At 68.0% G+C, this 25,404-nt stretch carries 26 protein-coding genes and 1 tRNA gene; 15 read left to right on the top strand and 12 right to left on the bottom strand.

Annotated elements, in window-relative coordinates:
• Window positions 1-20 precede the first annotated feature (20 nt).
• The 6 genes from IM25_RS04700 (at window position 21) to IM25_RS04725 (ending at window position 4,014) form a co-directional block, all read left to right on the top strand.
• The gene (locus IM25_RS04700; RefSeq protein WP_006553195.1) at window positions 21-494 is read left to right on the top strand and encodes a DUF309 domain-containing protein; all 474 of its coding nucleotides are present in this window, start codon (window positions 21-23) and stop codon (window positions 492-494) included.
• The gene (locus IM25_RS04705; RefSeq protein ID WP_065995800.1) at window positions 494-1,114 is read left to right on the top strand and encodes an LON peptidase substrate-binding domain-containing protein; all 621 of its coding nucleotides are present in this window, start codon (window positions 494-496) and stop codon (window positions 1,112-1,114) included. The genes IM25_RS04700 and IM25_RS04705 overlap by 1 nt, the downstream gene beginning before the upstream one ends.
• 101 nt (window positions 1,115-1,215) lie before the next feature.
• A complete protein-coding gene (locus IM25_RS04710) occupies window positions 1,216-1,698 on the top strand; it encodes a nuclear transport factor 2 family protein (protein WP_019288230.1) in 483 nt (160 codons plus the stop codon).
• Window positions 1,698-2,528, top strand: a complete 831-nt coding sequence (locus tag IM25_RS04715; RefSeq protein WP_065995801.1) for an SDR family NAD(P)-dependent oxidoreductase — start codon at window positions 1,698-1,700, stop codon at window positions 2,526-2,528. Before IM25_RS04710 ends, IM25_RS04715 begins: the two co-directional genes overlap by 1 nt.
• A gap of 148 nt (window positions 2,529-2,676) precedes the next feature.
• Window positions 2,677-2,753: transfer RNA gene (locus IM25_RS04720), tRNA-Met, on the top strand.
• Window positions 2,754-2,883: 130 nt separating this feature from the next.
• Window positions 2,884-4,014, top strand: a complete 1,131-nt coding sequence (locus tag IM25_RS04725; protein WP_019288228.1) for an AI-2E family transporter — start codon at window positions 2,884-2,886, stop codon at window positions 4,012-4,014.
• Window positions 4,015-4,069: 55 nt separating this feature from the next.
• Here the strand turns inward: IM25_RS04725 and IM25_RS04730 are convergent, their stop codons facing one another.
• Entirely contained in the window at window positions 4,070-4,717 is a 648-nt protein-coding gene (locus tag IM25_RS04730; protein ID WP_019288227.1) for a CoA transferase subunit B, read from the bottom strand.
• Window positions 4,714-5,460, bottom strand: coding sequence for a CoA transferase subunit A (locus tag IM25_RS04735; protein ID WP_006553189.1), 747 nt, complete (start codon window positions 5,458-5,460; stop codon window positions 4,714-4,716). The genes IM25_RS04730 and IM25_RS04735 overlap by 4 nt, the downstream gene beginning before the upstream one ends.
• Before the next feature lie 154 nt (window positions 5,461-5,614).
• Between IM25_RS04735 and pcaB the strand changes: the two genes are divergently transcribed.
• The 5 genes from pcaB to IM25_RS04760 all read left to right on the top strand — a co-directional run bounded on the left by pcaB (window position 5,615) and on the right by IM25_RS04760 (window position 10,686).
• Entirely contained in the window at window positions 5,615-6,964 is a 1,350-nt protein-coding gene (gene pcaB, locus IM25_RS04740) for a 3-carboxy-cis,cis-muconate cycloisomerase (protein WP_065995802.1), read from the top strand.
• Complete coding sequence (gene pcaDC, locus IM25_RS04745; RefSeq protein ID WP_033097462.1) at window positions 6,961-8,133, top strand: bifunctional 3-oxoadipate enol-lactonase/4-carboxymuconolactone decarboxylase PcaDC; 1,173 nt, start codon at window positions 6,961-6,963, stop codon at window positions 8,131-8,133. Before pcaB ends, pcaDC begins: the two co-directional genes overlap by 4 nt.
• Window positions 8,130-8,951, top strand: a complete 822-nt coding sequence (locus tag IM25_RS04750; RefSeq protein WP_006553186.1) for an IclR family transcriptional regulator — start codon at window positions 8,130-8,132, stop codon at window positions 8,949-8,951. Before pcaDC ends, IM25_RS04750 begins: the two co-directional genes overlap by 4 nt.
• Before the next feature lie 22 nt (window positions 8,952-8,973).
• Window positions 8,974-10,185: an acetyl-CoA C-acetyltransferase gene (locus IM25_RS04755; RefSeq protein WP_024102334.1), complete on the top strand. Its 1,212-nt coding sequence runs from the start codon at window positions 8,974-8,976 to the stop codon at window positions 10,183-10,185.
• A gap of 66 nt (window positions 10,186-10,251) precedes the next feature.
• A complete protein-coding gene (locus IM25_RS04760) occupies window positions 10,252-10,686 on the top strand; it encodes a DoxX family protein (RefSeq protein ID WP_174556246.1) in 435 nt (144 codons plus the stop codon).
• A 34-nt stretch (window positions 10,687-10,720) separates the two neighbouring features.
• Here the strand turns inward: IM25_RS04760 and IM25_RS04765 are convergent, their stop codons facing one another.
• The 9 genes from IM25_RS04765 to IM25_RS04800 form a co-directional block, all read right to left on the bottom strand.
• Entirely contained in the window at window positions 10,721-11,755 is a 1,035-nt protein-coding gene (locus IM25_RS04765; RefSeq protein ID WP_024102335.1) for an NADP-dependent oxidoreductase, read from the bottom strand.
• Between the two features lie 87 nt (window positions 11,756-11,842).
• Window positions 11,843-12,007, bottom strand: coding sequence for a hypothetical protein (locus IM25_RS26365; RefSeq protein WP_019288222.1), 165 nt, complete (start codon window positions 12,005-12,007; stop codon window positions 11,843-11,845).
• A gap of 165 nt (window positions 12,008-12,172) precedes the next feature.
• On the bottom strand, window positions 12,173-14,659 hold the full coding sequence (locus IM25_RS04770; protein WP_033097463.1) for a glycosyl hydrolase 2 galactose-binding domain-containing protein: 2,487 nt from the start codon (window positions 14,657-14,659) through the stop codon (window positions 12,173-12,175).
• 15 nt (window positions 14,660-14,674) lie between these two features.
• A complete protein-coding gene (locus IM25_RS04775) occupies window positions 14,675-15,634 on the bottom strand; it encodes a DUF1839 family protein (RefSeq protein ID WP_033097464.1) in 960 nt (319 codons plus the stop codon).
• Window positions 15,631-16,587 carry an amino acid--[acyl-carrier-protein] ligase gene (locus IM25_RS04780; RefSeq protein ID WP_065995803.1) on the bottom strand — a complete coding sequence of 319 codons (957 nt, stop codon included), beginning with the start codon at window positions 16,585-16,587 and terminating at the stop codon, window positions 15,631-15,633. The genes IM25_RS04775 and IM25_RS04780 overlap by 4 nt, the downstream gene beginning before the upstream one ends.
• A complete protein-coding gene (locus IM25_RS04785; RefSeq protein WP_065995804.1) occupies window positions 16,584-17,771 on the bottom strand; it encodes an acyl-CoA dehydrogenase family protein in 1,188 nt (395 codons plus the stop codon). The genes IM25_RS04780 and IM25_RS04785 overlap by 4 nt, the downstream gene beginning before the upstream one ends.
• Window positions 17,768-18,010, bottom strand: a complete 243-nt coding sequence (locus IM25_RS04790) for an acyl carrier protein (RefSeq protein ID WP_024102340.1) — start codon at window positions 18,008-18,010, stop codon at window positions 17,768-17,770. The genes IM25_RS04785 and IM25_RS04790 overlap by 4 nt, the downstream gene beginning before the upstream one ends.
• Complete coding sequence (gene acpS / locus IM25_RS04795; protein ID WP_033097557.1) at window positions 18,007-18,435, bottom strand: holo-ACP synthase; 429 nt, start codon at window positions 18,433-18,435, stop codon at window positions 18,007-18,009. Before acpS ends, IM25_RS04790 begins: the two co-directional genes overlap by 4 nt.
• Window positions 18,436-18,670: 235 nt before the next feature.
• On the bottom strand, window positions 18,671-20,044 hold the full coding sequence (locus IM25_RS04800) for an NAD(P)/FAD-dependent oxidoreductase (RefSeq protein ID WP_065995805.1): 1,374 nt from the start codon (window positions 20,042-20,044) through the stop codon (window positions 18,671-18,673).
• Between the two features lie 153 nt (window positions 20,045-20,197).
• On the opposite strand from IM25_RS04800, the gene IM25_RS04805 reads away from it, so the two are divergent.
• Window positions 20,198-21,094 carry a LysR family transcriptional regulator gene (locus IM25_RS04805; protein WP_006553175.1) on the top strand — a complete coding sequence of 299 codons (897 nt, stop codon included), beginning with the start codon at window positions 20,198-20,200 and terminating at the stop codon, window positions 21,092-21,094.
• A 95-nt stretch (window positions 21,095-21,189) separates the two neighbouring features.
• On the opposite strand, the gene IM25_RS04810 is transcribed toward IM25_RS04805, so the two are convergent.
• The gene (locus IM25_RS04810) at window positions 21,190-21,777 is read right to left on the bottom strand and encodes a PadR family transcriptional regulator (protein WP_024102343.1); all 588 of its coding nucleotides are present in this window, start codon (window positions 21,775-21,777) and stop codon (window positions 21,190-21,192) included.
• A gap of 129 nt (window positions 21,778-21,906) precedes the next feature.
• Between IM25_RS04810 and IM25_RS04815 the strand changes: the two genes are divergently transcribed.
• From IM25_RS04815 to IM25_RS26665, 3 genes are read left to right on the top strand one after another with little or no spacing between them, the layout of a single operon-like run.
• The gene (locus IM25_RS04815; protein ID WP_065996471.1) at window positions 21,907-23,022 is read left to right on the top strand and encodes an aromatic ring-hydroxylating dioxygenase subunit alpha; all 1,116 of its coding nucleotides are present in this window, start codon (window positions 21,907-21,909) and stop codon (window positions 23,020-23,022) included.
• A gap of 1 nt (window position 23,023) precedes the next feature.
• Window positions 23,024-24,004, top strand: coding sequence for a PDR/VanB family oxidoreductase (locus tag IM25_RS04820; RefSeq protein WP_065995806.1), 981 nt, complete (start codon window positions 23,024-23,026; stop codon window positions 24,002-24,004).
• A 33-nt stretch (window positions 24,005-24,037) separates the two neighbouring features.
• Window positions 24,038-25,390 (top strand): MFS transporter, encoded by a 1,353-nt coding sequence (locus IM25_RS26665; protein WP_065995807.1) that lies wholly within the window; start codon window positions 24,038-24,040, stop codon window positions 25,388-25,390.
• Window positions 25,391-25,404: the final 14 nt, after the last annotated feature.

Consider the following 25,404-nt stretch of genomic DNA (forward strand, 5'->3'; position numbering starts at 1 on the left):
CGTTCGTCTAGGCTGGCGACATGACGGACCGGGACCGCACACCCGACGGCAGGCCGCAGAACGCGCGTCCGCGCGACGCCCTGGGGCGTCCGTTGCCGCCGGGCGAAGAAGGCGTCGAACGTGTTCCCGAAGACCTCGATCTGGATGTCGAGGAGACCATCGCTGAAGGTCAGCGTCTCCTCGACCACGGTTTTCCGTTCCATGCCCACGAGGTCTTCGAGGCAATGTGGAAGAAGGCACCACCCGAGGAACGTCCCCTGTGGCAGGGCCTCGCCCAGCTCGCCGTGGGGCTGACCCACCTGCTCCGGGGCAACCCCACCGGCGCGGAGTCACTGTTGAAGCAGGGACAGGCGCGGGTGCGGCACTACGAGGACGAACCGCCGTACCGGCTCGACATCGACGGCCTGGCGAGTTGGGCCGATCATCTGCTCACCGAGATCGCTCGCGACGAACCGATCCCCGCTCCCCCGACCCCGCGCCTGAGGATGCCCTGATGCCGACACTGCCCATGTTCCCGCTCGGCACCGCGCTGCTTCCCGGGTCCGCCCTGCCGTTGCGCATCTTCGAGCCGAGATACCAGCAACTCGTCCAGGACTGCACGGCATCGCCGGACGGCCCCCGCTTCGGAGTCGTTCTCATCGCCCGGGGACACGAGGTGGGCGGAGGCGAGCAGCGACACGACGTCGGCACCGTCGCGCGGATCATGGTCGACGCCGAGGTCGGTGCAGGCCGCCGCGAACTCGAATGCATTGCAGAGGAACGCATTCGCGTCACCCGATGGTTGCCCGACGATCCCTACCCCATCGCCGAGGTGGAGCCCTGGCCCGACACCGATTCGGGGCCGGTGGATTTCGCCGCGATCACCGGACCGATGGGCCGGTTGTACGGGGTGCTCGACCGCCTCACGGGTGGCCGTGCTCCGTTGCCTCCCGCCACCACCGAACTACCGGAGGATCCCGGGGCGCGACTGTTCGCGCTCGCCCGGTACGTACCGATGGGCGAAGCGGACCGGTACGCGGTTCTCGCCGCACCGGGTCCGGCCGAACGTATGGCCGTGCTGCTCGAAGCGATCTCTACCGCAGTCGATCTCGCGGAATGGAAGCTGAAGGGCTGAGACGCGTGCGCCCACCCGGTGAGTGGGAACATCGCACCGCCGGTCTCGCGGTAGCGGGCTAGGGTCCGGGACACCGTTCGTCCCCGACCGGAAGGCACCCGATGGACACCGTCGAACAACGGTTGGCCCGACTCGAAGCCCTCGAAGAGATCAGGATGCTCAAGCATCGCTACTTCCGGGCGTGCGACGCCAAGGACCCGGAGGCGATGCGTGCATGCTTCGTCGCGCACGGCGCCGACATCTACTACGGACCGGCGCTGGGCAGCTGCGACGATGCCGACGCCCTGGTCGACATCTACTCCCGGATCGCTCTGGAACGGGTCGACGACCGCTACGTCGTGCTCGACATGCATCACGGCATGCATCCGAGCATCCACCTGACCGGGTCCGACACCGCGACCGGCGCCTGGACGCTGCGATTTCGGCAGGTGGATCTGCGTGCGCGCACCGAACGGGTCACCGCGCTCGACTACGACGACGACTACGTGGTCGAGAACGGCGAATGGAAGATCTCCCGCTGCCACGTGAAGGTGCTGTGGTCGATCCAGCGGGCTCTCACCGACGACGTGGAAGTGGTGCAGTGATGGCAGAAGCAAAGGTCGCGCTGGTCACCGGCGCGAGTCGCAGCGTCGGCAAGGGCATCGCGTGCGCGCTCGGCTCCGACGGCTGGACCGTCTACGTCACCGCCCGCGGCCCCGTCGGCGTCGACGGACCGCTCGACCGCACCGCGGCGGAGGTCACCGAACGCGGCGGGTACGGCATCGCGGTGCAGTGCGACCACCGCGACGACGCGCAGATCCACGAACTGTTCGGCCGGATCGCCGACGAGCAGGCCTCCCGCCTCGACCTGCTCGTCAACAACGTGTGGGCGTCACCGCCGGGGTTCGCCGGGTTCTCCGAACCGTTCTGGAAGCGTCCGATCAGCGACTGGGACAGCCTGATCGGCGTCGGTCTCCGCGCGCACTACGTCGCCTCCGTCGAAGCCGCGCAACTGATGGTGCCGCGCAACAGCGGGATGATCATCAATATCTCGTCGTTCGGCACCCGCGGCTACCTGCATTCGGTGCTGTACGGCATGTCGAAGGCGGGCCTGGACAAGATGGCCGCCGATATGGCCGTCGAACTCCGCGGCACCGGGGTGACCACCCTGTCGCTGTGGCCGGGGCTGGTGAAGAACGAGGCCATGCTCGCCCGCGGCATCGACAACTTCGAGGGCTTCTCGCTGGCCAACGCCGAGACACCGGAGTTCATCGGACGGGTGATCGTCGCGCTCGCGGCCGACCCCGAGGTGAACGCGCGCAGCGGTCGCACCCTCATCACCGCCGAAACCGCACTCGACTACGGCATCGTGGACGCCGAAGGCAACCAACCCGATTCACACCGGGACATCTTCGGGGGCGGGCCGTTGTTCTGACGACGACCGCGGCTGTCGGGAGGCGAAGCCAGGGGAGGTTGTGTGCGTCGGAACCGCGGAAGTCGCACACAACCTCCCCCTCGATTCGGCGGCCCGGACGAGGGGTGGTCGGAGCACCCTCGGAAGTCGTGTATGGTTGGACATGCAACGCGGGGTGGAGCAGCTCGGTAGCTCGCTGGGCTCATAACCCAGAGGTCGCAGGTTCGAATCCTGTCCCCGCTACCACCGACCGGCCCGGACTCACACGAGTCCGGGCCGGTTCTTTTGTGAATGCTCCTCGGCCTCGGTACGGCTCCCCCGGCCGCGCTCACCGAGTAGATTTCGCGGCAGAGTCTCTGCAGAGCGGGAGGGTGTGATGGCCAAGCGCGCAACCGTCGCCGATCGACCACGAACTCCCCGCTGGCTCCGGCCCACGATCGTCGGTGTTCTGCTGGCCGTCGCCTTCTATCAGATGTCGGGCTGGCTCTTCCACAATCTGAAGGGTTTCCTCGGCCTGCTGTTCCTGGCGTGGTTGTTCAGCATCACCATCGAACCGATCGTCGACCGCCTCGAACGGTTCGGGATGCGTCGCGGTGCCGGCACCGGCCTCGTGCTGTTCTCCCTGATCGCACTCACCATCGGGTTCTTCGCGGTGTTCGGCACGCTCCTGTTCGACCAGATCGCCCAGTTGCTCACCACACTTCCGGATGCGCTCACACGCATCACCGATTGGGCGAACCGCACCTTCGACACCAACTTCAAGACCGGGGACGAACTGTTCAAGATCACGCCCGATACGGTTCGCGATCTAGCACAACGGTTCACGCCCGGTGTCCTCGGCGTCCTCAGCACTCTGGTCGGTGCCCTGTTCCAGATCCTGACGATGCTGCTGTTCGTCTTCTACATGTCGGCCGAGGGGCCGAAGATGCGCCGGACGATCGCGAGCTGGTTCCCGGCCCGGCAGCAGCAGCTGATCGCGAACGTGTGGGAGACCTCGGTGGAGAAGGCCGGCGGCTATGTCGTCTCCCGGTTGATCCTCGCCGCCGCGGCGTCGATCTTCACCGGAATCTTCTTCCTCATCATCGGGGTTCCGTACTGGCTGCCCCTCGCGATCTGGACCGGGGTGGTCTCGCAGTTCATCCCCACCCTCGGCACCTATCTCGCGATCGGGCTCCCCGCGCTCATCGCCGCGGTGCAGCAACCGCTCGACGGCGTGTGGGTGATTGCCTTCGGCACGGTCTACCAGCAGATCGAGAACTATGTGCTGCATCCGCGCATCACGGCCCGCACGGTGTCGATCCACCCGGCGGTGGCGTTCGGTTCGGTGATCGTCGGCGCCACCCTGTTCGGCCCGGTGGGGGCTCTGGTGTCCGTGCCGGTGGTGGCGATCCTGCAGGCGCTGGCCGAGTCGTTCGGGCACCGCTACGAACTGATCCCGGAGGTGGGTGGAGAGGAACCGGAACCCGACGCCCCGGAGCTCACGGCAGACAACGACGACTACGACTGAGAGACGAGAGGGCCGGGCGTGAGATCTTCTCGCGCCCGGCCCCGTCGTCGTCCGATCAGACGATCAGCTTCGCCGCCGTCGCAGCGACGACGTCCTCGGTGGTCACGCCGGGTGCCGTCTCGACGAGCTTCAGTCCCTCGTCGGTGACGTCGATGACCGCGAGGTCGGTGATGATGCGCTGCACGCATCCACGACCGGTGAGCGGCAGGACGCACTCCTCGAGGATCTTCGGGTCGCCCTTCTTGGTGACGTGATCCATCATCACGATGACGCGCTTCGCGCCGTGGACGAGGTCCATCGCACCGCCCATGCCCTTGACCATCGCACCGGGCACCATCCAGTTGGCGATGTCGCCCTTGGCGGAGACCTGCATCGCGCCGAGGACGGCGACGTCGATCTGGCCGCCGCGGATCATGCCGAACGACTGCGCCGAGTCGAAGTACGACGCGCCGGGGATCGCGGTGATCGTCTCCTTGCCGGCGTTGATGAGCTCGGGGTCGAGTTCGTCCTCGGTCGGGTACGGGCCGACGCCGAGCACACCGTTCTCCGAGTGCAGGATGACCTCGACGCCGGATTCGAGGTAGTTCGGCACGAGGGTGGGCATGCCGATTCCGAGGTTGACGTACTGGCCGTCCTCGAGTTCCTTGGCGACGCGTGCCGCCATCTCCTCGCGGGTCAGCCCCTTCTTCGTTGCCTGTGTCATGAGCGCACCGTCCGGTTCTCGATGCCGACCTCGACGGGGCCGACGTGTACGACACGCTGCACGTGGATGCCGGGCGTGTGGATTTCGTTGGGGTCGAGTTCGCCGGGTTCGACGAGGTGCTCGACCTGCGCGATCGTGATGCGACCCGAGGCGGCGGCCGGCGGGTTGAAGTTGCGGGCGCTTGCTCGGTAGACGAGGTTGCCGTGGCGGTCGCCCTTCCAGGCGTGCACGAGCGCGTAATCGGCGACGATGCCGCGTTCGAGCACGTAGGTTTCGCCGTCGAACTCCCGGGTCTCCTTCGGCTGCGACGCGAGGGCGATGCCGCCGTGACCGTCGTAGCGCAGCGGGAGTCCGCCTTCCTCGACGGCCGTTCCGACGCCTGCCGGGGTGAAGAAGGCGGGGATGCCCGCACCACCGGCGCGCAGGCGCTCGGCGAGCGTGCCCTGCGGAGTGAGTTCGACTTCGAGTTCACCGGCGAGGTACTGGCGCGCGAACTCCTTGTTGGAGCCGACGTACGACGAGATGGTGCGGCGGATGCGGCCCTTCTCGAGCAGCAGGCCGAGCCCGAAGCCGTCGGTACCGCAGTTGTTGCTGACGGTCTCGAGGTCGGTGGCGCCCTGATCGAGCAACGCGTTGATGAGGATCTCGGGGATGCCGACCAGACCGAACCCTCCGACAGCGATCGTGACGCCGTCGGGGATGTCGGCTACGGCCTCGGCGGCGGAGGCAACGACTTTGTCCATGTGTGCCACGATACCCTCAGGTGTACGTCATGTGAATTCCCGTCCGCAATGCGAACAAATCCGCGTAGGATCGTTGCAAGCGCAGAACGGCCGCACTAACCTGTTCGCATAGCGTCCATCCGTCCACATAGCGAACGTTTCGGATCGGAGGTCCGTGTCCCCCTCATCCCCCGACCCCGGATATCGGGGTCCGCTGTTCGATCCCGTCTTCGGCGCGGACGAACTCGGCGTCGCCCTGTCGGATCGCGCGTGGATCGGTGCCCTGCTCGACGTGGAGGTCGCGCTGCCCCGCGCGGCCGCCGCACTCGGCCGTGTCAAGAACACCCACGCCGACGCCGTCGCGACAGCCGCGGCCTCGCTCGCCGAAGAACTCGATCCCGCCGACCTCGGTCGACGGTCCGCGGCGGGGGGCAACGCCGTCATCCCCCTGGTCTCCCTGCTACGCGAGCGCGCCGACGCCCCTGCGCGCGCCGTGCACGTCGGCGCGACCAGCCAGGACGTGCTCGACACCGCGCTGATGCTGCTCGCCCGCCGCGCAGGAGGGATCGCCCTGGCGAACCTGCGCTCCGCAGCCGACGGCGCAGCCCGCCTCGCTGCCACCCATCGCGAGACACCGATGGTCGCGCGCACGCTCGGCCAGCAGGCACTGCCGACCACCTTCGGCGCGCTCGCCGCCGGCTGGCTCCTGTCCCTCGACGACGCCGCCGGCGCACTCGACCGCGTGTTGTCCGCCCTACCCGCCCAGTACGGCGGAGCCGCCGGCACGCTCGCCGCCGTCCATCCCGACGGTTTCGCGTTCGCCGACGCGGTCGCCGACCTGCTCGGGCTCGCGCGTCCCGTCGCGCCGTGGCACACCGCCCGCACCCCCGTCACGACCCTCGCGGGCACACTCGGTGTCGCCGCGGGCGCGGTCGCCAAGCCCGCCACCGACGTCGTACTCATGGCGAGCACCGAGTTCGGTGAGGTGAGCGAGGATGCGCCCGGCGGTTCGTCGGCCATGCCGCACAAGCGCAATCCCGTCGCGGCGATCACCGCGCGCGCCGCTGCCCGGCGCGTTCCCGGTCTCGTCTCGACGATCCTGTCGTCGACCGACCACGAGTTCCAGCGGGCCGCCGGCGCCTGGCACGCCGAATGGGAGACCCTCGCCGACATCCTGCGCCTCACCGGCGGTGCCGCGCACCAACTCTCGACGAGCCTGAACGGTCTGCACGTCCACACCGACGCGCTCGACCGCAATCTCGCGCTCACCGGAGGGGCGATCCTCGCCGAGAAGGTCACGGCCGCACTCGCCGAACACACCGACGACGCCCGCTCGATCGTCACCGATGCGGCGGTCGCCGGTAGGTCGCTCGACGAGGATCCCGTCATCACCGCACATCTCGACCCGCAGGACGTGCGCGAACTTCTCGATCCCACGCGCTATCTCTGCCATGCCGCAGACATCGTCGATCGCGTTCTCGCCCGTCACGACAGCACGAACCGAACCACAGGAGATGCCCGATGACCGTCACGCTCAACTACGAACAGTACGGCGACCCCACGAAGCCGACCGTCCTGTTCCTCGGTTCGCTGGGTTCGGACCTGTCGATGTGGGGACCGCAGATCCACGCCCTGGCGACCGACTGGAACGTCGTCGCGGCCGACCATCGCGGGCACGGCGCATCGCCCGCGCCGTCCGGTCCCTACACGATCGAGGAACTCGCCGGTGACGTCGTCGCCCTGCTCGACTCGCTCGAACTCGGCGCCGTGCACTACGTCGGACTGTCGCTCGGCGGTGCCGTCGGGCAGTGGCTCGCGGCGCATCACCCCGAGCGCGTGCGCACGCTGACGCTGCTGTGCACCTCGCCGGCCTTCCAGCCCGCCCAGCCCTGGTACGACCGGGCGGCATCGGTCCGCAACGACGGCCTGGCCTCGATCGCCGATTCGATCGTCTCGCGGTGGTTCACTCCGGAACTGGCCGAACACGATCCGGAGCTCGTCGCCCGCCACGTCGAGATGGTGAAGGGCACCACCGACGAGGGCTACGCCGCGTGTTGCGAGGCACTGGCGACCTGGGACGGCCGTCCCGACCTCGCCCGGATCGTCGCGCCCACCCTGGTGATCGCCGGTGAGCAGGACCCCGCCACCCCGCCGTCGACGATGCAGCAACTGGCCGACGGAATCGCCGACTCCACCTTCCACGTCCTCTCCCCCGGCGCACACCTCGCCAACGTGGAGCAGGCAGGACGGGTCACGAAGCTGATCCGCGAGCACATCTCGTCGCGCGTCACGCCGTCCGCCGCACACCGCACCGCGGCGTTCGAGGAGGGTCTGCGGGTGCGCCGATCCGTCCTCGGTGACGCACACGTCGACCGGTCCATCGAGTCGGCCACCGAATTCACCCGGCCCTTCCAGGATTTCATCACCCGCACCGCGTGGGGAGACATCTGGGCGCGTCCGGGTCTGGACCACCGCACCCGCCGGCTGTTGACCCTCGCGATCCTCACCGCGGTCGGCAACGAGCACGAACTCGACATGCACATCCGTGCAGCCCTGCGCGCCGGGATCGATCCCGACGACCTCGTCGAGGTCTTTCTGCACACCGCGGTCTACGCGGGTGTCCCCAACAGCAACCGGGCATTCGCGCTCGGCAAGCAGGCACTCGCCGACACCGAGGGAGGTGCGGGCTCGTGAGCACTCCCGACGTCACCGCCCCCGAGGTCGTTCGCGAGAACCCGGGGGCGTCGCCCGATTACGTACAGTCGCTGGCACGTGGCCTGTCGGTCATCAAGGCCTTCGGTGCGCACGCCCAGCGGCAGTCGCTCTCCGACGTCGCCCGCGCGACCGGACTCACCCGCGCTACTGCGCGCCGATTCCTGTTGACTCTCATCGAACTCGGTTACGTCCGCACCGACGGATCCCAGTTCTGGCTCACCCCACGGGTGCTCGAACTCGGCTACAGCTACCTGTCGGCACTGACGCTGCCGGAGGTCGCGCGACCCCATCTCGAGGCGCTCGCCGAGAAAGTCAAGGAATCGACCTCGGTGTCGGTGCTCGACGGCACCGACGTCGTCTACGTCGCACGAGTTCCCGTCAGCCGCATCATGACCGTCACCATCACCCTCGGCACCCGTTTCCCCGCCTACGCGACCTCCATGGGACGGGTACTGCTCGCCGGTTTGAACGACGACGAACTCGACGCCTACCTCGCGCGCGCCGAATTCGCTCCCATCACCGGCAACACCGTCACCACCGCCGAGGAATTGCGCGCCGAGATCGCCACGGTACGACGCAACGGATACTGCATCGTCGACCAGGAACTCGAGGAGGGCCTGCGCTCGCTCGCCGCGCCCATCCGCGATGCGTCGGGAACCGTTGTGGCGTCGGTGAACCTGTCGACCCACGCGGCCCGCTACCGGATGGAGACCGTGCACGACGAGCTCGTCCCGGCGTTGCTCGCCACCGCCGGGGCGATCTCCACCGATCTCGCCCGCACCCAGACCCACCAGTGAACAACCCCGATCGAGGTACATCATGACCGACGTAGTGATCTGCGAACCCCTGCGCACCCCGGTAGGTAGGTTCGGCGGCGTCCTGAAGGACATCGCCCCCGAGGATCTCGCGGCCACCGTCATCCGCGAACTCGTCGCCCGCACCGGTATCACCGGTTCCGACATCGACGACGTCTTCCTCGGCCAGGCCTCCCCCAACGGTGAGGCCCCCGCCCTCGGCCGCGTCGCCGCCCTCAACGCCGGCCTCGGGGTGGACGTTCCGGGCCTGCAGGTCGACCGTCGCTGCGGCTCGGGTCTGCAGGCGATCGTGCAGGCCGTCATGCAGGTGCAGACCGGCGCGAGCGACCTGATCCTCGCCGGCGGCGCCGAATCGATGAGCCAGGCCGAGTTCTACGCCACCGGCATGCGCTGGGGCGTCAAGGGCGAAGCCGTCGCTCTGTCCGATCGCCTGGCCCGTGCCCGCGTCACCGCCGGCGGACGCGACTTCCCCGTGCCCGGCGGCATGATCGAGACCGCCGAGAACCTGCGCGCCGAGTTCTCCATCAGCCGTGAGGACCAGGACGCCCTGGCCGTGCAGTCGCACCAGCGGGCCGTCGCCGCGCAGAAGAACGGTGTGTTCGCGCAGGAGATCGTGTCCGTGAGCGTGCCGCAGCGCAAGGGCGATCCGCTCGTCGTCGACACCGACGAGCACCCCCGCGCCGACACCTCGATGGAGACCCTCGCCAAGCTGCGCCCGATCCGCGGCAAGATCGACCCCGAGTCCACCGTCACCGCCGGCAACGCCAGCGGCCAGAACGACGGTGCCGCCCTCGCGATCGTCACCACCACAGAGAAGGCCGCGGCGCTGGGTCTGCGTCCGCTGGCCCGCCTCGCAAGCTGGGCGGTGGCCGGTGTGCCGCCGCGCACCATGGGCATCGGCCCGGTGCCCGCCAGCGAGAAGGCGCTCGGCCGCCTCGGACTGACGCTCGCCGACATGGACGTCATCGAACTCAACGAGGCGTTCGCCGCACAGGCCCTGGCCGTCACCCGCTCGTGGGGCATCGAGGCCGACGACTCGCGCCTGAATCCCAACGGCTCCGGCATCTCCCTCGGACATCCGGTGGGCGCGACCGGCGGACGCATCCTCGCCACCTTGCTGCGCGAACTCGATCGTCGTGAGGGTCGCTACGGACTCGAGACGATGTGCATCGGCGGCGGCCAGGGGCTCGCCGCTGTATTCGAACGCATCGCCTGACGTGACCTACGGTGCTCGCGACGCGATCCCCGTCGCGAGCACCGTACAGTCCGTACGCTCGTGATCATGAGCGAAGTTCAGATAACTCCCCCGACCGAAGCCCCTGCTCCGCCCACGACACGAGCCCGGACCCTCGCGCGTTATCTGCTGGCTGCCTCACTCGTCTTCGCCGGACTGAGCCATCTCTTCTGGGCCCGCAAGGACTTCCAGGCCCAGGTGCCCGACTGGGTGCCGATGGACAAGGACGGCGTGGTCATGGCGTCCGGCGGGGTCGAGATCATGCTCGGCGCCGGACTCGCCGTGGCGAACCGCGACCGCGTCCGTGTCGGCCGCCTGGCCGCACTGTTCTTCGCCGCCGTCTTCCCGGGCAACATCGCCCAGTATCTCGGCAAGCGCAGTGCCTTCGGTCTCGACACCGACCGTAAGCGCCTGATCCGCTTGTTCTTCCAGCCCGTGCTCGTCCTGTGGGCCCTGTGGTCCACCGGAACCCCCCGACGCTGACGCGGCCGGCGCCGGAGGGCGGACCTGGTGCCCGTTACTCCGGCGCGACCCGCACGAGCATCTTCCCGAAGTTCTTTCCTTCGAGCATGCCGATGAACGCCTCCGGGGCGTTCTCGAGTCCGTCGACGATGTCCTCGCGATACTGGAGCTTTCCGTCGCGGACCCATGCCGAGGCTTCACGCAGGAAGTCGCCGTACATCTCCTTCACGAACTCGCTCTGGATGAAGCCGCGGATCGTGAGGCTCTTGGTGAGGATCGAGTTGAACAGTCCCGGAAGACGGTCCTTGCGGTTGAGGTCAGCACCGTTGTACTGCGCGACCAGACCGCACACCGGGATTCGCGCATAGGTGTTGAGCAGCGGCCACACCGCTTCCTGGACGGGGCCGCCGACGTTCTCGAAGTACACGTCGATACCGTCGGGCACCGCCTCCGCCAGCTTGTCGGCGAAGTTCGGGTCGCGGTGGTCGATCGCCGCGTCGAAACCGAACTCGTCGATCAGTGCGCGGCACTTCTCCGGGCCGCCGGCGATACCGACCGCGCGGGCGCCCTTCAGCTTCGCGATCTGCCCCACCGCCGATCCCACGGGCCCGGTGGCGGCAGCGACGACGACGGTCTCACCCTTCTTCGGCTGCCCGATCTTCAGGAGCCCGGAATAGGCTGTGAAGCCGGGCATTCCGAGGACTCCCACAGCGGTGGAGATCGGTGCGGCCTGCGGATCGAGCTTACGAACGGTGGAGCCGTCGAGGACGGCGTGCGACTGCCAGCCGGCTCCGGCCAGCACGTAGTCGCCCGGCTCGAGGCCGTCGTACCGCGATTCGACGACCTGGCCCACCGTTCCGGCGACCATCACGTCCCCGAGTTCGACGTGCGCGGCATACGACTTCGCTGTGCTCATCCGACCGCGCATGTACGGGTCGAGGGACAGGTAGACGACGCGCAGGAGGATCTGGCCGTCGCCGACCTCGGGCAGATCCACTGTCTCGAGACGGAAGTTGTCGGCGGTGGGCGCCCCCTCCGGGCGCGATGCGAGAACGATGCGGGTGCTCTGACTCGTCGTGGCTTCACTCATGCCGACAGTGTGCCGCATGCGCTGGTGTCCTAAACGCCGCGCGGGGGCACCCCGGCAGGCACGATGCCGCGCCTGAGGTGGTCCCGATCAGGCGCTGCGCTGCACCTCGCCGCGAGGCACCTGGTAGTTCGAGAACAGCTGCGAGTGGATGACCTCGGTGAAGGACGGTCCGTCCTGCTCGACCCGGACAGGACGGCGAGTGGACGAAGCGGTGCGCGAAGCACCCATCTGTGACGTGGAGCGGATCGCCATGTCGATCTCCTCTCGGAAGGCGGGGAGAGGTGGCCACCGGCACCGTGCAGAAGGTGCAAATCGGGTGAGCGACCCCCTGGGAGATACATATACCCCGTCGATGCCCGATATGCACCTGTCGATCTCGGCGCGCCGCACCCCGCCCCCGCCTGCAGCCCCGGGGGGTTACCCGTCGACCTCGTTGCCCTCGGAGGTCGGAAGCACCCGGATCGGCACACTCGTGGCCGAGTTCGATGCCCCCACCCAGCCGCTCAACGTCGCGGCCGGAACGCAGGCCCGCACGGCGATCGTGCGAGTACCTCCGGGCGGCAGGTGGAACCAGGAATCCTGCAGGTCACCGCCGGTGATGTCGAGATGCACGTACTGTGCCGCACCCTCGGTCCGCACCTCCACACTCCACCCGTCCGGGACGGGTCGAGCGGTCGCCGCGAGACCGATCCCGCGCTCGACGGGACGTGCCGGACCACCCACGAGATACACCGACTCCGCCAACACTGCACCGGTGTGGTCGACCAGTCGGGCGGTCGCCGTGTCGAAAGTGCGCGACCCGAATCGATACGCAAAATTGACATCGGTGAAACCGCCCGTCACCGCGGCCCACGAGAACACCCGGGTCTCGTGCGGTTCGAGACGCAGCGGCACCGACACGTCCACCGGTACCGCACCGGAGGGCGTATGGGCCTGTAACTGCAGCGTGACGTCGAGGATCTCGGCGGTGTCGTTGATCGCGTCCACGCGCAGGCCGTCGAGCCCGTCGTCGGTGAGGAGCACGGTGACGGGGGCGAACACCCGTGCCAGGACCCACCACGGCGCCTTCGGGTTCCCGTCGACGTCGAGCACGCCCCACCCGGCACCCCGCTGCAGGTCGCGGGCGGACAGGATCAGGGCACCGCGACATCCTGATCCGGATCGTCGCCAGTACTGCAGTACCTCGGTGAACGCTTCGCAGATCGCTGCCCGTCCGAGCGCGAGATATCGCGTGGGGTCCACCCACCGCACCTCGGCGGGGTCGACCCCGAAGATCGTGCGCACATAGTGGTCTCGCACGTCCTCGAAGTCCCACGACGCCCCGTTGTCGCGCGGCACAGCCGCCTTCCATCGTGGATGGTGACCCGCGACATTCACACTGCCGAACTCGGCCTCGATCGCCATGTCGGAAGGCGGAATCGAGAACGCGAGGCATTCGGCGGCGAAGCGCACGCCGGCGGCACGCACGTCGCCGAGGGGACGGCGGTAACCCCCGACACCGAAGTAGTGCGCCACACCCGAACCCACTGCGATCGGCAGTACGTCGCTGCGCGGGGGCGCGGATGGTGACGACGACACCCACACCGTGCCCGGTAGCTCACGGTCGACGATTGCGGGCAACCAGTCGTCGATCGCCGGGATGGATGCCTCCATCAGTCCGAGCATGGCAGGTTGCTGCTCGGTCTCGCTGCCCCCACACATCACCACGGGTGCCGGGTTCCCGCCCCATCGGCGCGCCAGCGCACGGATCTCGTCCTCGAGCAGCGAGCGGAAGTGCGGGTCGTCGGGCGGGTCGGTGGTGGCGAGCATGACGTCCTGCCACACCATGATGCCCAGTTCCGCACACGCCGAGTAGAACTCGTCGTCCTCGTAGACCATCGTGCCGGGGATGCGGATCGTGTCCACGCCCGCCGACACGCAGCGTTCGAGGATGCGCCGGGTTGCGCTCGGGTCGTTCAGCGAGATCGGATCGGTCGGTGTCCACACCAGGCCGCGGCAGAAGACGTCGACGTCATTGATCCGTAAGCCGAACCCGTCGCCCGGTGAGCGCTCGACCGACCGGAATCCGATGTTCCCCAGCGTGATTCGTTGCCCACCCAGAATCAGATGTGCGGCGTACAGGTGGGGGGCGCCGTAGGTGTGCGGCCACCACCGTTCCACCTCGGGGAGCGTCACCTGCATGTGCACGCGTGCTGTCCCGTCCGGCCCGTATTCGGGTCGGACGTGCACCGTCGCCCCTCCGATCTCCACAGTCACCTCGGGGACGGCGGTGCCTGCCAGCACGAGATCGGCGTCGACGATCCCGTCGGATCCCCGCAGAGCTGTCCGTATCCCACGTTCCAGCACAACGGGCTCACCGGAATCGACGAGACGCACGGGACGCCACGGACCGACCGGCGCCGGAGCCCCCGCGTACACCGAGGCTCGCCCGAGCATGGTGGTGCGGAACCACCGCAATCCTTGGGCCGACACGAGCGACGAACGCCACCGTCCGCGTGGCCGACGCTTGCGGAGAGCAGCGTCGAGCGAGGCGCACCGGACCGCGATCCGCATCGTCGACGGCAGGTAGCCGAGGACGACGGTCAGCGGCACGAACATCGATTCCGACGTCGCGACGAGTGTGCCGTCGACCCACACGTCCGCGAGTGTCGCGAGCCCGTCGAAGGTCAGACGCCACGGTCCGTCGCCGGACACCTCGACGTCGGTGACGAACCACCAGTCGTCGCTGTCGGGAGACGACACCCTGGCCGCCGCGACTCCCTCGGATTCCCGGATCGCGCCTGCCGCCGTCCCGGGTATACGGACCGGCAGCCAAGGACCGTCCGCCGGAAAGTCACCGGGGTGCTCGACTGCCCCGGGAGCGACACGGAGACAACGCCATCGCGCATCGTGCAGGAGATCCATGTGCGTCGAATCCTGTCACCGCACCCCGGCGGCGCGGACGACGGTCGCCATGGCGTCCTCCCAGGCAGCGGCCATCGCTATCAGCTGGTCGCCGGGGTCGACATTGCGGCCGCGTGCCGCACGCGCCATCCGGAACTGCATGCTCTTCGCGCCCTCGGCGACCGCGCGGAATCCGTCGGCTGCGGCAGCCGCACCGGGATATCCGCGACCGTCCATGTAGACGCTGACGTCCGCGGCAAGTTCGGCGGTGGCACCGCACTGACGGAGCACCCCGAACGTCCACGGATGGAAGACGCCCATCCCTCCGGTGCGAATCGGGTCGATGTCGGCGAGCACCCGCTCGCCGAGCTCGCGCACCGGATTCGAGCCGGCGCACATGCGCAGGTGCCGGAGCACCACGGTGTCGAAGGCGTCGCACTGCGGTTGTGCCGCGTCGAGGCGCACCTGTTCGAGATAGGGAGGCCAGGTGGGTACCGGCTCGTCGAGGCCGAAGACTCCGCGGAAGTCCTCACCGGTGAGAACGTGATAGCCGCTGTTGTGGAAGTACTCGAGCGTCCCGCTGTCGCGATCGATGAGATTGGGCACGATCGTCGTCTTCGAACGACTCTCCCGGTAACCGGTTCCCTCGGTGTCGGGCAACCAGAAGGCGTCCACCTCGATCGTCGACAGCAGTCCGGCGGCGGCATTGTCCTCGAGGTGATCCACGGGGCGGCGCCAGACGTTCATCTCCGCGACGTCGATCCCGTACAGCGCCAACAGATCCTCGGGGCGGAACTTGAGGAAGGTCCATTGGGCGCCGTCGAACCGGGCCGAGAACGCGCACGCGGCAGCGGGGACCGGATCGTGGCCGAGCGAATGCAGCACCTCTACCCACAGGTCGACGTAGCAGTTGGTCTCGGTCCAGATCCGGTCGGCAGCGTGCACGAAGTGCGGCGAGTACCCGTCGACGCGGACGTCGATGAGCCGATCGCTCACGGGAACAGCCTGTCGCGTACCGGTGCGGGCCAGCGGTCGACGTCGAGTCCGTGGGTCCGCAACAGCGCCAGGGCGATCCGCTCCATTCCGAATCCGACGCACGCGCTGTGCGCGACTTCGCCGTCGGCAGTGCGGATCTCGAAGGTCTCGCCGAAGTGCTCGCGGTGGCAATTGCACGAGACCACGGCGGTGCCGTCGTCGAGGTCGCCGTAGAGCCGGACCGTCAGCTCGGTCTTGAGGTTCTCGATGCGCTGGTTGACGGCCAGCATGCGCCCGGCCCGCCCGAAGAACGGGTCGTTGGCAGGTACAGCGGTCGCGTCGAGGCCCAGCGAGTCGAGCACCTCGAGTCCTCGCTCCACCCAGGAATCACGATGCTGCGCAGCGTCGTTCTCGGTACCGATACGCACGAACTCGTGCATCCGGAAGGCCTGCATGCGAGCGGGGTCGACGGCCGGCTCGTGCCGGAAGCAGTAACCGAGAACGTCGAGCAGTTCACCGCCCTCACGCAGCGTACCGGTGTACCGCGAGTAGGCGGGATGGCATGCGGCGGAGACGAGCACGGTGTCGGCGGGGTCGAGCCACGGATCCCACGCCTCGCCCTTCGACCGCGCGGCGAGCAGTTCGGCGTGCTCGGCGTTGCTGCCCGTAAAGGTGTTCACCGCTCCGGTCAGGTGCGGGAAGGAGGCGATGTAGTCGGTGCGCTCGAAACTCGTCCGCGGGAAGACCGGCGGGAAGCGCAGGCGCGTCGCGGCCCGGCCCGGACCTGCCGCGACCACCACGCGGTCGATGCCGTCGACGATGTCCTCGAAGACACCCGACCGACCGTAGAGGCCGGGAACACCGGTCTCCACGAGCAGTTCGGCCTCGAGCAACTGCTGCTGGAAGTCGAGGCGGGCACGCTCGAGCTCGGACAGCTCGTCGGTTGCGGTGCTGGCAATGGCTGTACTTGTCACAGCGTCCCCCGGTAGGCGATCGACAATTGGGCCGAGTTGTTCATGATGCGGTCGTTGTTGACCATCACGGCGGCACCGTGCGCGTCGCGCAGGTGGCGGCCGAGTGAGTACTGCGAATCCTCGCGGTATCCGGCGATCCCGCAGATGAGCATCGCGCGGTTCACCAGATCCACGACGAGCGTGGACGCAGTGACCTTGAGGTTGTTCATGGCGAGCGAGAAACCCATGCCCGACATCGATTCCTCCTGCGCCGACGCGGCGGCGTCGAACCGGGCGGCGGACGCGGCGACGAGATCGGAGAACTGCTGGTGCACGGCGGCCGCTTCGGCGAGTCGCAGCGCACCGGGCGGGGTGACCCCCGGGCTGCGGCGGGCCGCCGAACGCACGAACGAGCGGGCCTTCTCCAGCGCCGCGTCGGCGATTCGGAGCCACACCGCCGACCACACACTGTGTGAGACGGGAAGCATGGTGCGCGAGGAGATCTCGGCGTAGGCCGTGCCGACCACGAGATCGGCGGACGTCGTGGCGGGGAGGACGAATCCGGGGCTGCACGTACCGCGCAGCCCGAGGGTGTCCCAGCTGCCGGTGGGTTCGAGGGTCACGTCGTCGCGTCGGCACACGACGAGCACCTGGTCGCTGGGCGGGCTGTCGGCGGTGCGACGCGCGGTCACCAGGATCGCGTCGGCGTACTCGCCGTACGAGATGACCGGCGCGTTCTTCGTCAGCGTGACGGTGTCGCCGTCGCGGGCCACGGCGCAGACGCTGCTGCGCACGTCGCCACCGGTGCCGAGTTCGGTGGTCGCCGAAGCGATCAGGTAATCGTTCGCCACCGCTTCGGCGACGAAGGTGGCCACACCGGGAGTGGAGTGATGCACCAGCGACAGGATCTGCGTCTGGTGCATCGCGAAGATCATCGCGGTGGAGGCGCAGTACCGGCCGAGGATTCGGGCGACGGCGCACAGCTCACCGAGGGATGCTCCCTCCCCACCCTGATCGACGGGGACGGCGCAGTTCAGCAGCTTGTGGGTGCGCAGCGCGTCGACTGCCTCGTGCGGGAACCGTCCCTCACGATCCACCGCGGCGGCCGCGGGGCCGGCGCTCTCGCGTCCGACGAGTTCGGCACGGGCGAGCAGCGACAGCCCGGCCTTCTCCGCGACGGTGGGGGACGCGGACGTCGACGTCACGCGACGCCCAGTTCCGTCAACGCCGACCTGATGGCGCCGACGCTCGCGAAGGTGCTCTTGCGCAGCAGTTCGTCGGGGAATTCCACGTCGAAGGCGTCTTCGAGGGCGAGCATCACGTTCACGCTGGCGTGCGATGTCAGGCCGAGCTCGTAGAGGTCGGCGGCGGGGTCGAGCGCCGTGCTGTCGACCGACAGCTTCGCGTGCTCACCGAGGACCTTGCGGATCACCTGCTCCGTCATGGGTGTTCTCCAGTTTCTGCTTCGTCGACGCGGGTCGCCACGACCGTCGCGATGGCGTATTCGGACTCGTGGGAGATCGAGACCTGTATGTCGGTCACCTGTTCATCTCGCGCCAGGGCGGCCGCGTTACCGGCCAGTACGACAGCGCATCCGCCCCAGTCCGCGCGGCGGATTTCGATGGCCTGCCAGGGAACCGCGTGCTCGCGCGGACGCAGGACCTTCATGACGGCTTCTTTCGCGGCGAAGCGCGCCGCGAGGCGTTGGGCGCGCCCCGGTCCGGTGCATACGTCCAGCTCGTGCGGGGTGAACACACGCTGCAGGTAGCGGTCGCCGAACCGGTCGATGCTCGACGCGATGTCTCGGACGGTGACGACATCGCAGCCGACACGTGTCGTCGCGACGCGGGGGCCGCTGCCATCGTTCATGGTCACTCCTCGGGATGCGCTGCACACGGTAGCCGCAGGTCGGCCGATGTACACCAGCCGAACGTCTCTGGCTTGCAGGACATCCCGGAAATCCCCCCGACTTTCCCCCGCCGTGCGCGTCGGTTCACGTGGTGAACCGGGGCTCGCCACCGCAACACGCGGCGTCGATCCCGGTTCGGCGCGTCAACGACGAAAGGCCCCGACCGGGTGGTCGGAGCCTTTCAAGGATCTGAAGTTATGCGGACGTCCGCACGGGTTCCTTGTCGCTCTCCGGCTCGTCCTTCGCTGCCGGCTCCTCCTTCTCCGCAGCGGGCACCGGGACGGCGTCCTGCGCATAGTAGAAGTGGGGGCGGCGGTGTCCGAGGAAGGAACCGCACCACGACATGACGGCGATGTAGCGGTTGCGGAAGCCAACCAGGTAGACGAGGTGGACGGCGAGCCACAGCACCCACGCGATGAAGCCGGTGAGCTCGATCTTCCCGACCCGCGTGATGGCGCGGAACCGGTTGATGATCGCCATGCTTCCCTTGTCCTTGTACTGGAACGGGGTGCCCATCGCGACCTTGCCGGTGATCATCTTCGCGACGTGCCGGCCACCCTGCATGGCGAACGGCGACTGCGCCGGCAGGTTGTCGAGGGTGACCATGTCGCCGATGGCGAAGATGTTGTCGCTGCGGCCGACGGTGAAGTCGGGGTCGACGAGCAGGCGTCCGCCGCGGACCGTCTCGCAGCCGGTGCGCTCGGCGAGTACGTCGGCGAAGTCGTTGGCCTGGATGCCTGCCGACCAGATGATGGTCTCCGCGGTGAGGCGGCGGGTCTCCTCGGTCGTGGGCGTGGTGAGCGTGGCACCGTGCTCGTCGATGTCGGTGACCATCGTGCCGAGGACGACGTCGACACCGCTCTTCTCGAGCGACTCCTTGGAGTACTCGCTGAGCTTGCCACCGAACGGGGGCAGAACCTTGTCTGCGCCCTCGACGAGCGTGACGGTGACGTCGTCGGCGCGGATGTTGCCGATGTTCTCGGCGAAGTAGCGCTGCGCGAGCTCCTTGATCTGTCCCGCGAGCTCGACGCCCGTCGGGCCGGCGCCTACGACGATGAAGCTGAGCAGGTTCTTCCGACGCTCGGCATCGGTGGTGACGTGTGCTTCCTCGAAGCAGCGCACGATCTGGCGACGCAGCTTCTCGGCGTCCTCGACGGTCTTCAGCGCGTACGTCAGGTCGGCGAACTCGTCGCGTCCGAAGTACGCCTGGCGGGCGCCGGGCGCGGCGACGAGGGACTTGTAGCCGAGACGCAGGCGCTGACCGCCGGCCTCGTAGACAACCGTGTTCTCCTCGGGGAGCACATCGACGACGCGGCCCAGGCGGACGTCGGCGTTGGGGTATTCGGCCAGGATCGCGCGCACGGACGGGGCGATCTCGCCGGGCGAAAGGACGCCGGTGGCGACCTGGTAGAGCAAAGGCTGGAAAAGATGCTCGGTGGTCTCCGAGATCAGAACGAAGGGCGTGCCGGCCTTGGCGAGCTTCTTGGCGGTGGCCAATGCTCCGAAGCCGGAACCCACGATGACGACGTCCGTCCGATCGACCAGGGTCGCTGTGTCCGCATCGTCCATGCTGTCGTAAACCTCCACGTACTTGTCATCTCCGTTGATGTATGACTACCAAGGTAGGGACGAAGTACCCTCGCTATCCACTAACCTGGGATATTCGAAAAACTGTTATCTGTTTCGCTCATAAATGCGGATGGCACGTTCCGGGGAGGAGCCATGGATTTCCGTCAGTTGCGCTACTTCTTCGCCGTCGGCGAGGAGGGCAGCTTCTCCCGTGCTGCCCAGCGCTGCTTCATCTCGCAGTCGGCGATCAGCCATCAGATCGCGAAGCTCGAGCACGAACTGGGCACCACCCTGTTCGACCGCACCACCCGTTCGGTCAAGCTCACCTCGGCCGGCCGACGCCTGATGCCGATCGCCGCCGAGGTGCTCAGCCTCGAGGCGAAGGCCCTGGAAGTGGGCCACGAACCGCGGGAGAGCATCCGCATCACGGCGAACATGAGCTTCGCGGCGCAGAGCCTCGACGCCATCTCCAGCGTCCGCGAACGTCACCCCAAGATCGACGTGGAGTTCGTCATCAAGGACTTCACCGACCGCGTCAACGCCGTCGCGTCCGGGGATGCCGATCTCGCGCTCATCCGCGGCGACGTCGACCGCCCGGGGCTCGAGGCGATCCGTCTCGGCATCGAAGAGCTCGTCATCGTCACGTCGAGCGAGCACCCGCTGTCGGCGTTCTCCACCGTCGATCTCGGCGACCTCGCCCACTACCCGCTGCTGCTGCCGCCGCGCGGCAGCCAGGTGCTGTTGCACCGCGTGGTCGAGGACGCCTTCGTCGAGGTCGGTCGTCGCGTGCGCCTCGGACCTCCGATCGCGAGCGACCACACCGCGACTCTCGAGGTGCTCACCAACCCGAGGGCGTGGACCGTGCTCTACGCCGGCACCGCGGCCGACACACCCCGCAAGGGGCTGAAGTTCATGCGCGAGATCCACCACCGGCTGCAGGTTCCGGTGTGCGGGGTGGTGCGGAGCAACGCGACGCCCAATCCCGAACTCGAGTTCCTCATGCGGGCGCTCGCCCATTCGATCGTGCCGCCGACGGACAGCACGCCGTGATCCGATCGCACACGTCGGAGCACGAAACGGTCATCGGTGCGTGCAATTCCGCGCTCCGCTGACCAGTTCGCGCGTCGCTGCGGTCCCGGGGCGCCTCAGTTGCGCGGCGACAGCTTGTCGAGGAGTTCGAGGCCCTGACGTGCCCACGCGATCTCGGCCTCGCCCCGGCCGATGAGACCGTCGTACGCGAACGCCTTGAACGCGATGATCCGCTCGTGGTCCTCGGCCGGATACTTCTGCACGCGTCGCGCGATGGTCGCGTTGCTGAGGTCGAGGATCGCATCGCGCACCGTGGTCCACTGGGCGATCTGTTCGGTGTAGTGATCGATGTGCCGTTCCAGGCACTCGCGAGCGCTGTCCGGGTCGGTCCATTCGAAGTAGGCCGCGCGCATGTGGGCGGCGTCGCGCACCGGGGCGTAGTCCAGCGGGGTGGACATCCATTCGCGGAAGGCCCGGACGCCCTCCCCGGTGATCGAGTACCGGGTCTTGGTGCTGTTGGGACCCCAGCGCACCTGTTCGCCCTCGACGAGGCCCTCGCGCTCCATCCGGCGTAGTTCGGGGTAGATCTGCGAGTCGGGCGCATGCCAGACGTGCCCGACCGACCCGCCGAACCGTTTCGCCGCGTCGTAGCCGGTCAGAGGCTCGGCGGTGAGCAACGCGAGCAGCGCGTATCGCAGGCTCATGGACCACCACCTTTCCTCGGGCGAGTATTCCACCCTTGCGAATAACTATATCGATAGATAGTGTGTGCTCCAGCTCACCGACTATCTATGTAGATAGTTATTTCACCCTCAGTGTTCGGAGGATCCGACATGACCGATCTCGGCCCCACCGGGGCGACCGCGAAGAACATGGCCTATCCGCTCGACGCCTGGTACGTCGTCGCCTGGGATCACGAAGTGGGTCGCCGCGAGATCCTCGCCCGCCCCATCGCCGGCAAGCCGATGGCCCTCTACCGCACCGAGGAGGGCCGTCCCGTCGCCCTCGCCGACGCCTGCTGGCACCGCCTCGCGCCGCTGTCGATGGGCAAGCTCATCGGTAGCGAGGGCATCCAGTGCCCCTACCACGGTCTTCAGTACAACTCCGCAGGTCGCTGCACACACATGCCCGCCCAGCAGACGATCAACCCGTCCGCGATGGTGGCGTCCTATCCCGTCGTCGAGCGGCACCGCTTCGTGTGGGTCTGGCCGGGCGCCCCGACGCAGGCCGATCCCGATCTCATCCCGGACATGTTCCAGATGGACTCCCCCGACTGGGCGGGCGACGGACGCACGATCGACGTGCAGGCCAACTACCAGCTCGTCCTCGACAACCTCATGGACCTCACCCACGAGGAGTTCGTGCACTCGTCGTCCATCGGCCAGGACGAACTGAGCGAGTCCGACTTCGTCGTCACCCACGACGACCGCACCGTCACGGTCACCCGCTGGATGCACGACATCGACGCACCACCGTTCTGGCTCAAGAACATGCGCGACAAGTTCCCCGGCTTCGAGGGCAAGGTCGACCGCTGGCAGATCATCGAGTTCCAGGCACCGTCCACGATCCGCATCGACGTCGGTGTGGCCAAGGCCGGCACCGGTGCTCCCGAGGGCGACCGCAGCCAGGGCGTCAACGGCTTCGTCATGAACACCATCTCCCCCGTCGACGAGAGCACCGCCCTCTACTTCTGGGCGTTCATGCGCAACTACCGCCTCGACAGCCAGCTCATCACCACGCAGCTGCGCGACGGCGTGCACGGCGTGTTCGGTGAGGACGAGGCGATGCTCACCGCGCAGCAGAAGGCCATCGAGGCGAACCCGGATCACGAGTTCTACAACCTCAACATCGACGCCGGCGGCATGTGGGTGCGACGCCTGATCCAGCGCATGGTCGAAGCGGAGCGGAACCTCAACTCGGCCACCGCCGTTCCCGAGGGAGCCCACTGACATGAGCAACAACCAGATCCGTTGGCAGCGGGCCCGAGTCGTGAGTGTCGAGCGGGCCGCCGATTCGATCGCCGAGATCACCCTCGCCGCCGACACCGCCCACCGCGTCGAACCAGGCGCCCACATCGACGTGCGTCTCCCCTCTGGCGACACGCGTTCGTACTCCCTCGCGGCGGGTGGTCCGGACGGTCGCCTCACACTCGGCGTCCACCGCTCCCCCACCTCGCGCGGCGGCTCCGAGTACATGCACTCGCTGTGTCCCGGCGACGAACTCGAGATCACCGAGCCGCTCCAGAACTTCCCGCTGCGGGTCGGCGCACCGCGCTACGTCCTGCTCGCCGGCGGCATCGGCATCACCGCCGTCCGCGCGATGGGAGCCGTGCTCCGCCGCCTCGGTGCCGACTACCGCTTCGTGTACGTCGGTCGCAGCCGTTCCGCGATGGCCTTCCTGCCCGAGCTCGAAGCCCTCCACAGCGACCGTCTCGACGTCCACATCGACGACGAGGGAACAGGATTGGACGTCGCCGCGCTCGTCGACGGCGTCGATCACACCACCGAGCTGTACATGTGCGGTCCGATCCGCCTGATGGACGCCGTGCGGCGCCGGTGGCACGCCCGCGCCCTGCCGATGCCGAACCTCCGCTACGAGACCTTCGGCAACAGTGGATGGTTCGACGCCGAGGAGTTCACGGTCACCGTGCCCGAACTCGACGTCACCACCACCGTCGGTTCCGACGAATCGATGCTCGACGCCCTCCGGCGTGCAGGCGTCGACATGATGTTCGACTGCCGCAAGGGCGAATGCGGCCTGTGCGAGGTCTCCGTCGCCTCGCTCGACGGTCGCGTCGACCACCGCGATGTCTTCTTCAGCGAGGAGCAGAAGCGCTCCTCGCGTCGGATGTGCGCCTGCGTGTCACGCGTGGTGCGCGATTCGGCATCGCCCCGATCGACGACGGGTGTCGTCACGCTCGACCTTCCCTGACAACCGCGCATTTTCACACCACGAGGAAACACGATGGATCTTCGCGCACGCATCGACGCCTCGCCGATGCATCCCTACCAATGGATGGTCGTCGCCCTGTGCGTCGTGCTGAACATCCTCGACGGATTCGACGTCATGGCCCTGGCGTTCACCGCCAAGAGCATCGGCAGCGACTTCGGCCTCGGCGGATCGGAGCTCGGCGTGCTGCTCAGCGCGGGTCTGATCGGCATGGCCGTCGGCGCTCTCGCTCTCGCCCCGATGGCCGACCGGATCGGCCGACGGCCCCTGATCCTGATGTCGGTCGCACTCGCCACCGCCGGCATGGGCCTGTCCGCGGGCGCCGGATCGGCGTGGGAACTCGGCATCTGGCGGGTCATCACCGGACTCGGTATCGGTGGCGTCCTCGCCTGCACCACCGTCATCGCGAGCGAATACTCGTCGGCCCGCTGGCGTGGTCTGGCCATCAGCATCTACACCGCCGGATACGGTGTAGGTGCCACGATCGGCGGCATGGCCGCCGTCGGTCTGCAGAGCGGATACGGTTGGCGTGCAGTCTTCGTCACCGGCGCCGTCCTCACCGGCCTGGCACTCGCCCTCCTCGTCGTCCTGCTGCCCGAATCCCTGGACTTCCTCACCAGCCGGGGACGCGCAGGCGATCTCGACCGGATCAACACCATCGCGCGACGCATCGGCCAGAGCCCCGTCCCGGCGCTCGCCCGTTCCGCCGACAAGGCGGCACCGCGGGCAGGACGGATCTCGGACCTGTTCTCCGGAAGCAACACCCGCTCGACGGTGCTGCTCTGGGCGGCCTTCTTCGCCACCATGTTCGGTTTCTACTTCGTCAACTCGTGGACGCCGTCGCTGCTGGAGACCGCCGGTCTCACGAAGGACCAGAGCGCCACGGCGGGCATGATGCTCACCCTCGGCGGCACCGTCGGTTCGGTGCTCTTCGGAGTGTTCCCCAGCCGCTGGGCCACCCGGTCGGTCCTGCTCACCTTCACCATCGCCGCCGCCGCGACCATGACCGTCTTCATCATGTCGATCTCGACGCTGACGCTGGCGTTCGCACTCGGCATCCTGATCGGCGGACTCATCAACGGGTGCATCGCCGGCCTGTACACCCTCGCGCCGTCCCTCTACGGACCGCAGGTGCGGGCCACCGGCGTCGGTTCCGCCATCGGTATCGGCCGAGCGGGTGCCATCCTCGCACCGACCGCGGCCGGTGTGCTCCTCGATGCGGGATGGACGCCCGAACAGCTCTACTTCGGAGTGGCCGGCGTGGTCGTGCTCGCCGCAGTGGCACTGTTCGCGCTGCGCCCGGCACACTCGGCGGACGCCTCGTCCGAGGCGGTGCCTGCCGCCGTCTCCACCGACTCGGCACGCTGAGCCGGTTCCACCAC

The sequence above is a fragment of the Rhodococcus sp. p52 genome (assembly GCF_000763325.2).
Classification (GTDB): Bacteria; Actinomycetota; Actinomycetes; order Mycobacteriales; family Mycobacteriaceae; genus Rhodococcus; species Rhodococcus pyridinivorans.